We start from the raw sequence: 15247 nt of genomic DNA, 5'->3' as shown, positions 1-15247 counted from the left end.
GATTAGTGATTTTTAGATTTCTCGCCACTATTGTTCTGCACTTCTTTTTCAGCATGATGTTCTACCTTTCCCTGACTGCTTACTTCCACCCCTTTAAGGCTGGTCAATTTATGTTCTTTCTCTCCATACACTTCCATATCGCCTTTCACGTAATGACTCATTTTTCCGACAACATTGGTCATAAAATCTGCACCTGTCGTCAGATATTTCATTGAACCTACACTTTCGGTATGATTTGCCATGATGGTGTCTGATTTATTCATCCCCACATTGGTATTCATATTTTCTCCAACATTGATATTCATATTTCGGCAATTCAGCGTCATGGTTTCCGGAGCCGTAATGGTAATATTACTTCCTGTAGTATCTAAATGGATTTCATTTCCTGATTTATCGGTAATAATGATGCTTTCATCTTCTGTAAATACTACTTTATGACCGCTTCTGGTCTGAATTGATTTTACTCTATTGTCTGCTCCACCTCCAAGACCAACCTGCCCATGGAACATTCCACCCATTACAAAAGGTCTGTCGGGATGATTGTGTACAAAATTCACCATCACTTGATCTCCAACTTCCGGGATCGCCACATATCCTCTGTTTTGCGTAATTCTATCTGTTCCTCCGGCATCAGGACTCATCATTCTGATAAAATGAGTCGTGTCATTGGTCTGCCAGTCAAATCTTACCTGTACTCTGCCTTGTCCCTCTGGATCTGTATTTGAAATCACAGTGGCAGTTTGAGGTTCTGCTTTTGGGGCAGAAAATTCAGGTTTCGGTAAAAATCCGGTATCTGAAGCTATTCCTGTAAAACTTCCGGTATAATGACCAATCGTGTCAATCTCATGAACTGTTTCAGTAATCATGATTTTGGTGAAATAAGAAGTTTCATTAGTATCAGGTTTTCTCATTTGAATGTCTGCAATACATCCCGGGTGAAGAAATGGTACAGTGGTAGAACCCGATAAAGAAAATACATTTACGGCTTCACTTCCTGAAGTACTTCTTTGGGAATGCTCTACATCAAGATGGGTAGAAGCTTTAATAGGAGCTATTTGTAATGCAGGAGTTTTATAGATCGAATCGTTATGTCCGTATGCTGTTTTTGCCAGATCACTGGTATGGGTTATTGGTGTAGTTCCGGAAGTTAATTTTTCGTGGCGGCTGCTGTTATACCCATAGAATTCAGGCTTTGTATGAACTGCTTTTAATTCTACTTTAATATTATCCGCATTGCTTCCATACAGTAATTTTATAGGTTTATTCTGTGGAGGGAGTTTTCCGAAATGCAGAACTTCGCCGTCATAATAGAACTGTTCACCATAAGCTTCAGCCATTCTTGCCAAATAATTGTAGTGGGTCTCATTATATTGGCTGCTGTAAATAATCTGAGAATAATCATTGGTATCGATTCTTACATCAAACTTACTTTTATCCAATCCTTGTTTGATGATATTATCGGCTATGATACCCATATTTACAGGCTGACTTCCTCCAAAGCTCTGGATATGAGGGGCGCCATCGAGTAAAACAGTCGGGCTATGTCCTGTTAGAACAATATTCCCCAAACTCATTTTCTCTTGGCTGAATCCTACTCCTGTAATCACTCCCACAAAAGTTCTTTCAGGGCTATTTTCAATATCTTTATAGGAAATAACCGCTGTCAGACGTTTTCCCAAGAGCTTATTGACATCTTCCAAAGCATGGGATTGACGGTTGCCAAAAGTATCGTGTGATAAAGTAAGAGCAAACTCATGATGACGAATTGCACTCTGTGTAAGTTTAAAATATTTATAGTATTTAATCACCTGACCTTCAATGACCAGAGATAATTTCACCAGTCGGTTGATCCCCGAATGATGGTTACCCGATACTCCATCCGCATTTTGGGTAGGACGGAAATACGCTTCTTGCGTATTTTCAGATGTAGTTGACATAATTTTGTGATTGTGGTAAGTTAAAGATAAAAAAAATATCCAAACTAAGTTTCTATTAAAGCATTTTTAGCATATTAAAAAACTTTAATAAAGATTGTTTCAGGCAAAAAAGACCGTCTTTATGTGGACAGTCTTTATGTTGTGAATTCTGATTCTACTCTTAAGCTGATGGCCAAAGTCCTTCATACGCAGAATTACCATAATTGATTTTTTCTGCACTTACGATGAAGCTTACATACATAGAGTTTTCGTCTACGGCATCAAAATCTACTTCGTGCTGAATTACATATCCGTTTTCCCAGTTCAAAGTAATCAATGTTCCTTCTTCGTGAGATTTGTTGAATGTAATTTCGCCACTTGTCGGTTTGTATTTTCCGTTCAGTAAGCTTTCCAGAATATCAGATTTTTCTGTTGCTTCTACGGTAAGTTTAATAATTGCGTTAGAAGGGTCTGAAGCTACTCTACCAGAAACGTCTGTAGATCTTGATACGCTGTAGTTCAGCTTTAATAATTTTTGTCCTTCTCCTCCGTTGAATTTTAAAATTCCTCTTGAATTTAGTGCCATGGTTTGTAAATTTTAATCGTTAATAATATTTTATAACTCTGTGATTGTAAAACAAATATAAAGCGGCATTTTTTATCTTAAAAACATTTATCTTCTTTTTTCATTTTTTGTAGTAGTTCTACTATTTTATGTCGTAATTCTACGACAAGCTTTTGTTTTTCAGATGAGTTACACAAAAAAAGACTGCCATTAGAGACAGTCTTTGATTTATAATTAATGATTTTTTAATGCTTCGTATATTCCGGAGCATCTACCGGAAGCATGGTCGGCATAAAGTATTCATTAAGCCAATAGAAAGTTTGTCCGTTCTGCTGAATTTTCACCGCAGGATTATTTCTATACGTCAACATTCTTTCTGCTAAATCTTTATAGTATTTAAAATACGTTCTCACCGATTCGTTGATGATAATGTTAGATTTTTTCCAAGCTTTTAAATTGTATTTTGACATCATTTCTTCTTCAGAATTATCAAAACCTGTACTCACCCCTACCACATAAGACATCGGTTTTTCATACAAATCTGATTTATCTAAAAATTTAATGGTTGGATTGTATTTTTTCAAAAGCTTCACATATTCATTGATTGCTTTTGACTGCTTGAAATCGGTTCTTTCGGCATTGGTTTTCTGATATACTTCGGTATAGAAAGCTTTCAAATTGTCATATTCCGCTTCGGAAATCAGAATTCCTTTTTCCATTCCCTGCTTAAATTCTTTCAATTCTGAAGGGATATATCCTTTCACCAAAAACGGATTTCCATAGTTTACCAATTGCGCTGCAATACCAGCTGAAACAGGATTCGTTAATCCCGGATACAGATATTTGTACTTCACATCTACATCTGTTCTTCCTGCTCCTACTGATGAGTGGAAATGATCATTAAGAGATTTATCTATGGTTTCATTATCTAAAGTTACCTGAGCAATTAAACTGTCTACAGCTTTTTTCAAATATCCCGGTGTAGCAATGTCTCCTTTTTTAGGAAAAATAACGAATCCTTGAGACATACTCTGTTTCGGATAGTCTAATGAGAAAAATCCTGTTTCACTTTCTACCAGACTAAAATTATTTCTGGTAAGTACATCACTTTGATTAATAATGTTTTGCTTTTTAAGCTCTGCAATATTTTTAGCTGTATTTGTGACTACATTTTCAGACATCAAAACAAAATCATTGTAAGTATCCGATGATCTTGCACTTGTCTGGAACATAATCAGCCTTGCCTGCGCCTGAGTAAGAGAGTTGATCACTCCATACATATTTCCTCCCTGATTGGATGAAGTTCCGATCGTGATGACAATATTGGTTTCATCCGGACGGTCTCCCAAAAGACGACCTGCCGCCATTAATCCTTCATTAACCGGTTGATAACTGCTCACACTAGGACAGTTCATTTCATTGGTTTTCTGATCAATAAACGTGGTTATCTTGCTATAATCAGTGCTTAAGTTTGAAGTAGCTACATTGTCACCACAAGAATTGTTTTTATACAAAACAACACCATATTTTACAGAATTGAAGTAAGACGGTTTTTCAAATCTAAGTTGCAGATCCTGTAATAATGATTTTACAATTGGAGCATAAGGCGCGTTAGAAGCACTTATGTCTAATGCAAAAACAATATTTATTTTTTTATTTCTTTCCGTAATTTCTCTATAACGATCAAAAATGATACGCTCTCCTAGCACATTGAAAACATAGTTTTTGCTGTAGTCCAAAATATTGGTAAAATATTTTGTTTTGGAATCGGGAGTCGGAGCAGTATCCAAAGCTAAAGTAACCGGGAAAATGTTCTCCAGTGGAGTTCTTTTGTTAACATCCGTAAGCAAAATTGCCGTTCTGTTTTCTACATTAGATCCTCCCGGAGATCCTTCATGAATTCCCAACGTTGTTTCTGTAACACCTGTAGGGTTTTTCATTTTAATCGCTGATCTTTCTCCCCAAGCTGAAATCACGTTTGAGCTTACCCATCCATACAATCCTTGATTGATGCTGTCAATATCAATAGAAGGCTTTTTTCCTACTAAAAATCGCTTGTTATTTTCTGCCTGTTTGTAGACATATACCATTTGTCCGTTCGGGATTTTCACATTTGCCTGCTCAATTAAGCTCGGTGAATTGAAAACCATAATGGAATCATTTTTATAATATCTTTCGGCACTTCTTATCACATCGCTATTACTTGGAACTACAGCGACTCTTACAGGATATCCTGTTTTCTCGCTTTTTAAAGAATTACTCCACAATAAGAGTTCAGATTCCGGAATCCAGCCGTAAGTTTTGATGGTTTTTGACGAAACTTTTTTCATTAATGCATCCGGAACGTATTCCGCTACTTTTACCATTCCGTCTCTGTGTTTCAAAACCATAAGCGGTTCTAAAAACTTAACTTCTTTGTATGATTTTTCGTCACTTTTATCTAAATACGCCGTATTTCTTGATCTGTCGGAAATCACAATCCACGGAGCTGATTTTTTTGGAAATCCATTGATAACGGGAGAATTGTCTACCTGACCATAATGCTCAGGTTCAGGTGTTTTTTTTGAGGGTAGCTTTACCTGACAACTCGTAAGCAATACCGAAATACCTATATAATATGCTGCTAGAGGAAATTTATTTTTCATCCTAATTTTTCTTTTATGATTGGTGTTGTGTTGTTCTTAGAAATGAACGATTATTTACTTTGGGTAATATCAACTTTGGTTACACAAGATTGCGCATCATCAAAATTTACTTTTACAGTCTGGATTACATTATTTTTATCAAACTGAAGACCTGCACAGTACATATAAAAATTATTAGCCTTGCTATCGTTAACTTTTACTACCGTATTTTCGTTATTACAAAGGTATTTTCTTAATAAATAGTTGTAATGGGTATTGAAACTGCTGCCATTAGCAATTTGCTGCAAATGATACTTAAAATCATTATCCATTTTCGCGTAAGCATCTTCTACTGTTACATCTTCTTGCAAAGCATCATAACCCTGAAGAATTTTAATATGGTGAATGATTGGTTCTATACTTTCATCCGTAAATAAAGTCACCACATAATCTCCCGGTTTTTTATAAGAGTACGTTGCAAATTTTTCTTTAGAATCGATGTTTCCTGTTTCACCAAACTTCCATGTAAATTGTTTAGCCTCAGAAATCGCACGGAACTGTACGTTTTCAAAGACCATTGCCTGTGATTGAGCATCAATCGTTGTACGGATTTTTGCCGTATCTTTTGGCTTGGCAACTTCTCTTGATCGCACCATTACCGGGAATGATTTTGAATATTTACTATCAATAATTAAAGTTACCTGATAATATCCCGGTTTATTGTAAAAGTGAATACCGCTATTTTTATCAGAAGTTGCCCCGTCTCCGAAACTCCATCTTTTGGTCTTAGCAAACTGAGTTTTATCTTCAAATAAAAGAGTATCTCCTACCATAAGTGTAGACGGGTACACTAGTCCTACGATATCATCATTTGAGTGGATTACTTTTTTCTGTAGCCATAATGCAACCAATGCGGCTATAAGTAAAGTGGCAATAACTCCAATGATAATATTCTTCTTGTTCTTTTCAAAATAGTTCATATTTTAATATTGTGATGTGTTTTTGGTTTTGGGTGTTTGGGTGGTGTTGCGAAGTATTACTGCGTCCTCGCTTTCAATTCATTGTTACGCTGAAATAATTGACTTTTCTTTTCTTTAAATCCAATAGAACAGTCATCAAACTGTTTTTTAAACTTCTCAATATCTTCCGTTACCGTAGCAATCGTTTTTTTGTCATCAAAGTACATTTTGTAAAAAAGGGCTATTTGCGGATAGGCATCTTTTCTTATATCAAGTACTTTAGTATCTCCGCTTTCATAATAATTGGTAATATCATTAATTCCGTATATGATACTGTTTTCTACAAAAGGTTGTGGCATTTCATTAGTCAGACGATTAATCTGATTGTAGGTACTGTCCATTATTTTGTAGCTGTATTTCTGTTTCTGATCGAATCTTGCTTTCTCTTCAAGGTTTTGAATTGAAATAACATCTTCGTCTGAAAAAGGAGACTGAAAATCTTTTAAAAAGATAACTCCTAAAAATATAAGGGCAGCCACAAGCATCAGTATAAGATAAAGGAACTGATACTGTTTTTCTGTTTTAGATAATGTAATATGTCCTTGCATAGTTCTTTTTTTATCTTCGTCTTCTACTTCCTGTAAATTTTCTGGTAGGGTCTATTCTCAGTTCATCATTTGCTCTTCCTACTTTACCCAGACATTCTTCAATATCCCTACGAGCCATTTCTTTTTGATGTTCTACGATGATGATTTGATTTTTCAGATCGATCATGCTTCCGATCTGTTTCATAAGAATTGCGTAATGCTTAAAGTTATCGGCACTATCTTTTCCCATAATATTTCTGGCATCTCTTACGTTCTCTAATATAGAGTTCCTAAGAAATATATCATTGTCCACCTTGTTGATGTCAAGCTGGTCCATTTTATAATAAATACTATCTACATGGGTTTTTAATACGTCACTTCGTTCAAGTAACTCACGATAGGAGGCAATCTCCTTGCTTATCCCCTCCTCTTGCTGATTATAGCTTTTAAAAAAGAAGAAGACAGACATAAAAGAAACGCCTGATAAGACTAAAAAAGATAGAACAAATTTCCAAATGCCTATCCTTACGTCAGATTGGTTCAATTTTTTCTCCCTATTCGAAGACATATTTTGTGATTTGTTTGGACGGTGAAATTATTAAAAAAATTAAAAATACACAAAAATTATTCCCCATAATCACTAATTGGAGAATATTAATTTTCTGTTTCGTCAGAATTTTATAAATTAGACCTCTTAAATTTTAAATATCTACACCAAATCGATATTGAAATATTAAAATGAACCAAATCCTAAATAAAAGAGTTCGCTTCTCAATAGCAGACAGTGATTTTTATTTTAAAAAAATAATGATCAAAACGCTTTTGGAAACGCCTTTCAACATGCTTATCAATGACTGCAACAATGGTCATGAGCTTATCAACAGAACGTATAGGCGGCAGGAAGACGTTTTCATTATAGAACTATTCATGCCTGTACTGAGCGGAATAGAAGCTATCAAATTTATCCGGAGAAACAATAATGAAACTCCGATTATCACGTATTCCGGGACTTATCAGGAAGATATTGCCGACATCCTTTCTAAGATTCCTAATATTTATTACTGCCAGAAAAACAGCAATATCATCAAGAATATTGTAAAAGGAAGGATATCCGACAACAATTTTGATTATGATTCTTACTATAAAGAATGGCAAAAGCAGCCTCTTTTGGTACAGGAATATATGACCCGGCAAAAGAAGAGTCAGGAAGAGCTTTCTCCTACAGAAATTCAGCTCATGAAATTTTGTTATGAAGGCTTCAGTAATAAAGAAATTGGCGAAAAACTTAATCTGAGTACGAGAACCATTGATACCTATATCAATAGGCTCACAGAAAAGCTGGGACTTAAGACTAAGCTCCACTTGATCAGGTTTTGCGTAGAAAATGGATACTACAATTCCAGTACATAAAGCGATCTTAATATAATAGTAACACAAAATAAACATACAAATCCAATCAACTATCTAAAAATATTTTACCACTAATTTGCTAGTATTCAATTTTTTTAACTAAATTTGCACACCTAAAATTTAAAATTTAAAAAGGAAATGACAAAGGCAGAATTGGTAAACACCATCTCAAATAAATTGGGAACAGAAAAGAATGAAACACAGAAAGTTGTAGAAGCTTTTATGCAGGAGATTAGAACTTCTATGTACAATGGAGACAATGTTTACTTAAGAGGTTTTGGTTCTTTCATTATTAAAACAAGAGCTGCTAAAACGGGTAGAAACATTTCTAAGAACACTGCAATTGAAATCCCGGCTCATAACATTCCTGCTTTCAAACCTTCAAAATCTTTTGTTGAGAAAGTAAAAACCAAAGTTGCAGTAAAATAAAATTTAACGGAATATTAACTAGTTACTAAAAATTAAAATTATGCCAAGCGGAAAGAAAAGAAAAAGACACAAGGTTGCAACTCACAAAAGAAAGAAAAGAAGAAGAGCAAACAGACATAAGAAAAAATAATCTCTTTTTCTCGAGATTCACAATATAATAATATAGTTGGTGTTTTTAATATTTTAATATTCACCGACTATATTTTGTTTTGAACCCTATAAGATTTCTTAGGATCTATGTATGTTTTATTTTATTTTTCATCAAAACAGAATAATATTAACAACTAATTCTTATATTTAAAAATATTATTAATTTGATAATAAAAACATATACCCTTTGTAAATCTTAACAATTTTATCTTAACAAAATGAAGAAAGAACTAATAGTTTCGCATGAAGATGATCTTACAAAGATTGCACTGCTGGAAGACGGAAGACTATGTGAACTTCATGAGCAAGAGGACAAGAGTGATTTTATAGTTGGAGATTTATTTATTGGAAAAGTAAAAAAACTGGCTCCCAACCTAAATGCAGCATTCGTAAATATAGGATACGAAAAGGATGCCTTTCTGCATTATCAGGATTTAGGACCACAATACCTTACCTACAGGAAGTTTTTACGAGATACCATTTCCAAAAAACAAGGTACTTCAAGCTTAAAAAATTTCGAGATACAACCCGAAATTGACAAAAACGGAACGGTAGACAAAGTCATCGCCAAAGACGACGTTGTTCTGCTACAGATTACCAAAGAACCCATCTCAACAAAAGGACCTAGAATTTCTACACAAATTTCCTTAACAGGACGTTTTTTGGTTCTCATTCCTTTCGACAATAAGGTTTCGATTTCCAAAAAAGTAAAAAGTGCTGAGGAAAAAGAAAGACTAAGAACCCTTATTGAGAGTATAAAACCCGAAGGTTTCGGTGTCATCATAAGAACCGTAGCCGAAGGAAAAAAAGTGGCAGACCTACACAATGACATGAATCAGCTGATTCAGAAATGGGAAAGCACTTTTAAAAATATTCAAAAAAATAAAGTTCCGTCAAGAGTTTTAAGCGAAGACGACAAAGCTTCAGCTATATTAAGAGACAATTTCAATCAGGATTTCGTAAGTATTATTTGTGATGATGAACAAATGGTAAGCGAAATGAAAAACTATCTGGAGGTAATTGCTCCGGAAAGAAAGAATATCGTCCAGTTTTACGACTCTCACATCCCTCTTCTCGAGTATTACAATGTTGAAAAACAACTGAAACAAAGTTTCGGAAAACATGTAAATATTCCAAGTTCTAAAGGAGCTTATCTCGTTATAGAACACACCGAAGCATTACACGTAGTTGATGTAAACTCAGGAAACAATATTACAACAGGAGCCGCTGTAAACAAAGAACATGCCCTGAACGTAAACAAAATGGCAGCCACAGAGATCGCAAGACAGCTTCGTCTACGCGACATGGGCGGAATCATCGTCATTGATTTTATCGACATGACGAATCCTGAACACAGAAGAGATCTGTATGAACATCTAAAAGAAGAAATGAAACGTGATAAAGCACGTCATAAAATTCTTCCCCCAAGTAAATTTGGTCTGATACAAATTACCCGACAAAGAAACCGTCCGGAAAAACAGATCGAAACCAAAGAAGAAAACCCTAACAAAGACGGAGAAATCATCGCTCCGATTGTTATTGTAGAAAGAATGGGTGAAGCTCTGAAATCTATCATGCAAAAGGAAAAAGGAAAAATATTCCTTCATGTACATCCTTTTGTGGAAGCTTATCTTACGAAAGGCCTCATGAGCATTCAGATGAAATGGTTTTTAAAATACAAAAAGAAAGTAGCCATCATCCCAAGAGATTCTTTTAAATATTTAGAATACAGAATTTACAATTCAAAAAAAGAAGAATTGGTTGGATATTCTAATTAATACAAAATTCAAAACCTCTAGTTTTTCTGGAGGTTTTTTTGTTTATTTACTTTAATCAAAATAAAAATGAAACACCATCACTACAAAACCACCATTGAATGGACAGGAAATAAAGGTTCCGGAACGAGCAATTATCGTGATTACGAAAGGAGCCATACTATTTCAGTAGAAAACAAACCAATAATTGAAGGTTCTTCCGATCCTGCATTTCGTGGTGACAAAACAAAATACAATCCGGAGGAAATGCTACTCTCTTCCCTATCCTCATGTCACATGCTTTGGTATCTACATTTTTGTTCTGAAACTGGAATTATCGTTACCGATTATATTGACAATGCTACAGGAATTATGGAAGAAACAGCCACGGGAAGTGGTCGATTTACAGAAGTCATTTTAAATCCTGTTGTTACGATCACTGATGAAACCCAAATTGAAAAAGCTGAAGAACTTCATCAAAAAGCCAACGAATTTTGCTTCATTGCCAATTCGGTTAATTTCCCTGTAAAACACGTCTCAAAAGTTGTAATAAGAATTTAAAATCACCCATTGAATAATGCAAATCTTGGTTAATTAATGTTAAGCCTATTCTTTTCTTCAAGATATATTCCTAAATTTGATGTATGAGTTTTGGAAAAGATTTATTACGAAAAATAAAAGATGTAACCTTACCGGGAGAACATGCCCATGGAGTTTTTTCCCCACCCTATCGTCCTGTTTTCACTTACGAAGAAGTTTTATCCAAAAACCCGAAGTTTGCGGCCGTTAATATCGTGTTATATTTAAAAGACAATGAATGGTATTTTCCACTCATTCAAAGAACGATTAATGAGCACGACAGACATAGCGGTCAAATTTCTTTACCCGGAGGAAAACGTGAGGAAATGGATCAGGATTTTTCTGAAACGGCAGTAAGAGAAACATCAGAAGAAATAGGAATTGAAAAAAATTATGTGAGAATTATTCGGGAAATGTCCCCTATTTACATTCCACCAAGTAATTTTTATGTATATCCGTACATTTCATACACTAAAAAAAATCCGGATTTTATCTTGCAACAAACGGAAGCTGTAGAAGTTATCGAATTCCCTATCGTTTCTTTTTTGAATCTTCCCGATCAGCCGGAAATTATGTCTTTACCGAGCGCAGGAGATCATGAAGTTCCTGTAATTAACTTCAACGGATATATCATTTGGGGGGCTACAGCTATGATATTAAGCGAATTCAGCCAGTTGCTGAAAAAAATGTAACTTTGCAATACCGTGTTTAATTGAGAGATGGCGAAGAAAAACATTTTCACCGATGCATTCGGTACACCTTATTTTTTAAAAAGGTTAATTATATTTATTCTGGGATTTGTATCCTATAGAAGATTCAACGGCTTTAATAAATTAAAAATAACAGGTACTGAACATCTTGTAGATCTTCCGGATTCAAACGTATTGTTTGTGTCTAATCACCAAACCTATTTTGCTGATGTAGCCGCAATGTACCACGCTTTTTGTGCGGTAAATAACGGATATTTAAATACCATTAAAAATCCTATCTATTTATTGAATCCTAAAATCGATTTTTATTACGTTGCTGCTGAGGAAACCATGAATAAAGGAATTCTTCCTAAGATTTTCAAAATTGCAGGTGCCGTTACAGTAAAAAGAACCTGGAGAGCAGAAGGTAAAAATGTCAACAGAATGGTTGATATGAGTGAAATTGATAATATCATGAAAGCACTCGACAACGGATGGGTGGCAACCTTTCCTCAAGGGACTACTTCTGCATTTGCACAGGGAAGAAAAGGAACTGCTAAATTGATAAAAAATCAACGCCCTCTTGTAATTCCTATCAAAATAAACGGATTCAGACGCGCTTTTGACAAAAAAGGACTGAGAGTAAAAGTAACAGGGGTAAAACCTACCATGGAATTTAAAGCTCCTCTGGATATTGACTACGATAAGGAAAATGCACAGGAAATTTTAGTAAAAATCATGACCGCGATTGAGCAGACGGAAGATTTCAATGTACTGCACAGCTATGATCAAGAACTTAAAGCTAAAAAGCAGGAACAAAACAATTCTACAAATTAAAACGAGGTAATATGAGCAAAATAATAGCCATCATATTTACAATTATAATCATGGTTTCTTGTAATAGTCAGAAAGTATATTCTGACTTTGACATCAGCTATTCAAAAAGTGGAGGTCTTTCTCCCGTATATGAAAATCTTTTGATTAAAGGAAACAATGTTCACTATTCATTTGAAGGAGAAGGGAAGAAATACAATCAGAACTTTACCCTTACCGATGAAGATTTAAAAAAACTGGATAATACCCTTTCTCAAAATAATTTCAGAAGAATACAGGAAGATCATAAAAAAATCTATGATGGTATCGCGACTTCTATCAACATAAAGAAAGGCGCTAATGAAGGCAGCAAAACAGATGCAAGTTCTATTATGTCCAATTTCAAAACGAACTGGACAAATATTACGACTGCTTTTCAGGAGATCATTAATAACAATGTAAAAAAACAGTAAATACAATTGAAAACCCACTTCATAGCAATTGGAGGAAGTGCGATGCACAATCTTGCCATTGCACTAAAAGATAAAGGATATCAGGTAACAGGTTCGGATGATGCTATTTTTGAACCTTCAAGATCAAGATTGGAAAAGAAAGGAATTTTACCCACAGAAATGGGTTGGTTTCCTGAAAAGATCACTTCCGATATTGATGCTGTAATTCTTGGAATGCATGCACATCAGGACAATCCTGAACTGGCAAAAGCAAAAGAACTGGGCTTAAAAATTTATTCATACCCTGAATTTCTTTACGAGCAGTCAAAAAACAAAACCAGAGTCGTTATTGCCGGTTCACATGGTAAAACGACTATTACTTCTATGATCCTTCATGTTTTAAACTTCCATCAGAAAGAGGTGGATTTCATGGTAGGCGCTCAGCTGGAAGGTTTCGACTGTATGGTAAAATTGACTCAGGACAACGATTTCATGGTTTTGGAAGGTGATGAATACCTTTCCTCTCCTATTGATCTTCGTTCAAAATTCCTGCTTTATCAGCCCAATATCGCTTTAATGAGCGGAATTGCGTGGGATCATATTAATGTTTTCAAAACATTTGACAATTATATTGAACAGTTCAGAAAATTTGTTGCAAGCATTACTCCAGGAGGAATTTTAGTCTATAACGAAGAAGATGCCGAAGTGGTAAAAGTAGTGGAAGCCGCTGAAAATTATTTCAGAAAAATCCCTTACAAAACTCCTGAATATGAGATCAACAACGGAAAAGTGTATCTGAAAACTGAAATGGGAGATGTTCCGCTTTCTATTTTCGGAGCACATAATTTACTAAACCTTGAAGGAGCAAGACATATTTGCCAGACTTTAGGGATTATGGATGAAGATTTTTATGAAGCGATTATGAGTTTCAAAGGAGCTTCAAAACGTCTTGAAAAGGTAGAAAGAGAAGATAAAGGAACACTTTATAAAGATTTTGCCCATGCTCCAAGTAAAGTAAAAGCGGCTGTAAAAGCGTTCTGTGAACAATTTAAAAATGAGAAGAAATACGGTTTTCTTGAACTTCATACGTATTCAAGCTTAAATCCGGCATTTCTAGAGCAATATGACCATGCAATGGATGGTTTGGATAACGCAGTTGTATTCTATTCAGAAGATGCCTTGAAGATCAAAAGAATGGAACCTATTTCTCCTGAATTAATCAAAGAAAAATTCAAGAACGAAAATCTGAAAGTTTTCACCAATGCGGAAGAACTTCACGCCTATTGGGAAATACTCGACAAAACTCAGGGAGTTTACCTGATGATGAGCTCGGGTAACTTCGGAGGACTCGATTTAACGAAATAATAAAAAATCCTTTCATTTTTTGATGAAAGGATTTTTTTTATTTAAATATCCGCTACAGAATTCAGCATCTTCTTTTCCCAAGACGGATCTTTTGGATCAAAGAAAAGTCTTTTTCCGGTGTCTAAAGAACGGACAATGTTCATTTCATCTTCTGAAAGTTCAAAATCAAAAACATTGAAATTCGCCTCAATTCTGGAAGGGGTTACAGATTTAGGAATCACGCAGAAACCTTCCTGAAGATGCCATCTCAAGATCACCTGAGCCACTGTTTTACCATATTTCTCAGCAATAGCTTTCAGTTCTGAATTATCCAATAATCCGGCATTTCCGTTTCCAAGCGGGCTCCAAGGTTGTGTAACGATATTATTTTCTCTGTCATATACCTGAAGCTCTTTTTGCTGGAAAAGAGGATGCAGCTCAATTTGATTAATTACCGGAAGAACCGTAGAATTGGCTTTTAATTCCTCCATCTTTTCAACAGGGAAATTACAAACACCAATTGCTTTTATTTTTCCTTCATAGTACAATTCTTCCATTGCTTTCCAAGCCCCGATAAAATCTCCATACGGCCAGTGAATAAGATACAGATCCAGATATTCCAGTTGTAATCTGTCTAAAGTTCTCTGAAAAGCACCTTTTGCTTTATCATAAGCAATATCCTGAACCCAAAGTTTTGAAGTTACAAACAGCTCATCTCTGTCTACTCCACAGTTCTTAATCGCGTTTCCAACGGCTGTTTCATTAAGGTAAATAGAAGCGGTATCAATCATCCTATATCCCACTTCAACAGCTTTGATCACAGCATTTTCACATTCTTTCAAATCCTCCATCTGCCAAACTCCAAAGCCTAAAGCCGGAATATCTACGCCATTATTTAATGTAATTACAGGTTGTCCTGCATATATTTTTTGTGCCATAATTTTGGTTTATTTTTTCAATTAAAATCAAACAAATT

At 35.0% G+C, this 15247-nt stretch carries 15 protein-coding genes; 8 read left to right on the top strand and 7 right to left on the bottom strand.

Going from position 1 to position 15247, the window contains the following annotated elements:
- Positions 1 to 2: 2 nt before the first annotated feature.
- The 6 genes from RM51_RS02320 to tssO form a co-directional block, all read right to left on the bottom strand.
- Positions 3 to 1937, bottom strand: coding sequence for a type VI secretion system Vgr family protein (locus tag RM51_RS02320; RefSeq protein WP_039364734.1), 1935 nt, complete (start codon positions 1935 to 1937; stop codon positions 3 to 5).
- 160 nt (positions 1938 to 2097) lie between these two features.
- A complete protein-coding gene (gene tssD, locus RM51_RS02315; RefSeq protein ID WP_039364733.1) occupies positions 2098 to 2502 on the bottom strand; it encodes a type VI secretion system tube protein TssD in 405 nt (134 codons plus the stop codon).
- Positions 2503 to 2726: 224 nt separating this feature from the next.
- Entirely contained in the window at positions 2727 to 5126 is a 2400-nt protein-coding gene (tssR, locus tag RM51_RS02310) for a type VI secretion system protein TssR domain-containing protein (RefSeq protein WP_039364731.1), read from the bottom strand.
- Positions 5127 to 5176: 50 nt separating this feature from the next.
- Positions 5177 to 6085, bottom strand: a complete 909-nt coding sequence (locus RM51_RS02305) for a PKD domain-containing protein (protein WP_039364729.1) — start codon at positions 6083 to 6085, stop codon at positions 5177 to 5179.
- 56 nt (positions 6086 to 6141) lie between these two features.
- Entirely contained in the window at positions 6142 to 6672 is a 531-nt protein-coding gene (locus tag RM51_RS02300) for a type VI secretion system transmembrane protein TssO (RefSeq protein ID WP_039364728.1), read from the bottom strand.
- A gap of 10 nt (positions 6673 to 6682) precedes the next feature.
- Positions 6683 to 7219: a type VI secretion system TssO gene (gene tssO, locus RM51_RS02295; protein ID WP_039364725.1), complete on the bottom strand. Its 537-nt coding sequence runs from the start codon at positions 7217 to 7219 to the stop codon at positions 6683 to 6685.
- A 239-nt stretch (positions 7220 to 7458) separates the two neighbouring features.
- Here tssO and RM51_RS02290 point away from each other — a divergent pair, with 239 nt between their 5' ends.
- From RM51_RS02290 to RM51_RS02255, 8 genes are all read left to right on the top strand, one after another.
- Positions 7459 to 8061, top strand: a complete 603-nt coding sequence (locus tag RM51_RS02290; protein WP_228375765.1) for a response regulator transcription factor — start codon at positions 7459 to 7461, stop codon at positions 8059 to 8061.
- A gap of 138 nt (positions 8062 to 8199) precedes the next feature.
- A complete protein-coding gene (locus tag RM51_RS02285; protein ID WP_002984212.1) occupies positions 8200 to 8490 on the top strand; it encodes an HU family DNA-binding protein in 291 nt (96 codons plus the stop codon).
- Between the two features lie 368 nt (positions 8491 to 8858).
- Positions 8859 to 10418 carry an Rne/Rng family ribonuclease gene (locus RM51_RS02280; RefSeq protein ID WP_039364713.1) on the top strand — a complete coding sequence of 520 codons (1560 nt, stop codon included), beginning with the start codon at positions 8859 to 8861 and terminating at the stop codon, positions 10416 to 10418.
- Positions 10419 to 10484: 66 nt separating this feature from the next.
- Positions 10485 to 10955 (top strand): OsmC family protein, encoded by a 471-nt coding sequence (locus RM51_RS02275; protein ID WP_039364711.1) that lies wholly within the window; start codon positions 10485 to 10487, stop codon positions 10953 to 10955.
- 83 nt (positions 10956 to 11038) lie between these two features.
- Positions 11039 to 11665: an NUDIX hydrolase gene (locus RM51_RS02270; protein ID WP_039364709.1), complete on the top strand. Its 627-nt coding sequence runs from the start codon at positions 11039 to 11041 to the stop codon at positions 11663 to 11665.
- 27 nt (positions 11666 to 11692) lie between these two features.
- Positions 11693 to 12499 (top strand): lysophospholipid acyltransferase family protein, encoded by an 807-nt coding sequence (locus tag RM51_RS02265; RefSeq protein WP_039364707.1) that lies wholly within the window; start codon positions 11693 to 11695, stop codon positions 12497 to 12499.
- 11 nt (positions 12500 to 12510) lie between these two features.
- Positions 12511 to 12948 carry a hypothetical protein gene (locus RM51_RS02260; RefSeq protein ID WP_039364705.1) on the top strand — a complete coding sequence of 146 codons (438 nt, stop codon included), beginning with the start codon at positions 12511 to 12513 and terminating at the stop codon, positions 12946 to 12948.
- Positions 12949 to 12954: 6 nt separating this feature from the next.
- Positions 12955 to 14292 carry a UDP-N-acetylmuramate--L-alanine ligase gene (locus tag RM51_RS02255; RefSeq protein WP_039364703.1) on the top strand — a complete coding sequence of 446 codons (1338 nt, stop codon included), beginning with the start codon at positions 12955 to 12957 and terminating at the stop codon, positions 14290 to 14292.
- 41 nt (positions 14293 to 14333) lie between these two features.
- On the opposite strand, the gene RM51_RS02250 is transcribed toward RM51_RS02255, so the two are convergent.
- Positions 14334 to 15209: an aldo/keto reductase gene (locus RM51_RS02250; RefSeq protein ID WP_039364701.1), complete on the bottom strand. Its 876-nt coding sequence runs from the start codon at positions 15207 to 15209 to the stop codon at positions 14334 to 14336.
- Positions 15210 to 15247 lie beyond the last annotated feature (38 nt).

Origin of the sequence: Chryseobacterium taiwanense, assembly GCF_000813825.1 — a bacterium.
Lineage (GTDB): Bacteria > Bacteroidota > Bacteroidia > Flavobacteriales > Weeksellaceae > Chryseobacterium > Chryseobacterium taiwanense.
The sequence above is the reverse complement of the archived record's forward strand: the minus strand, read 5'-3'. Positions and strand labels throughout refer to the sequence as shown.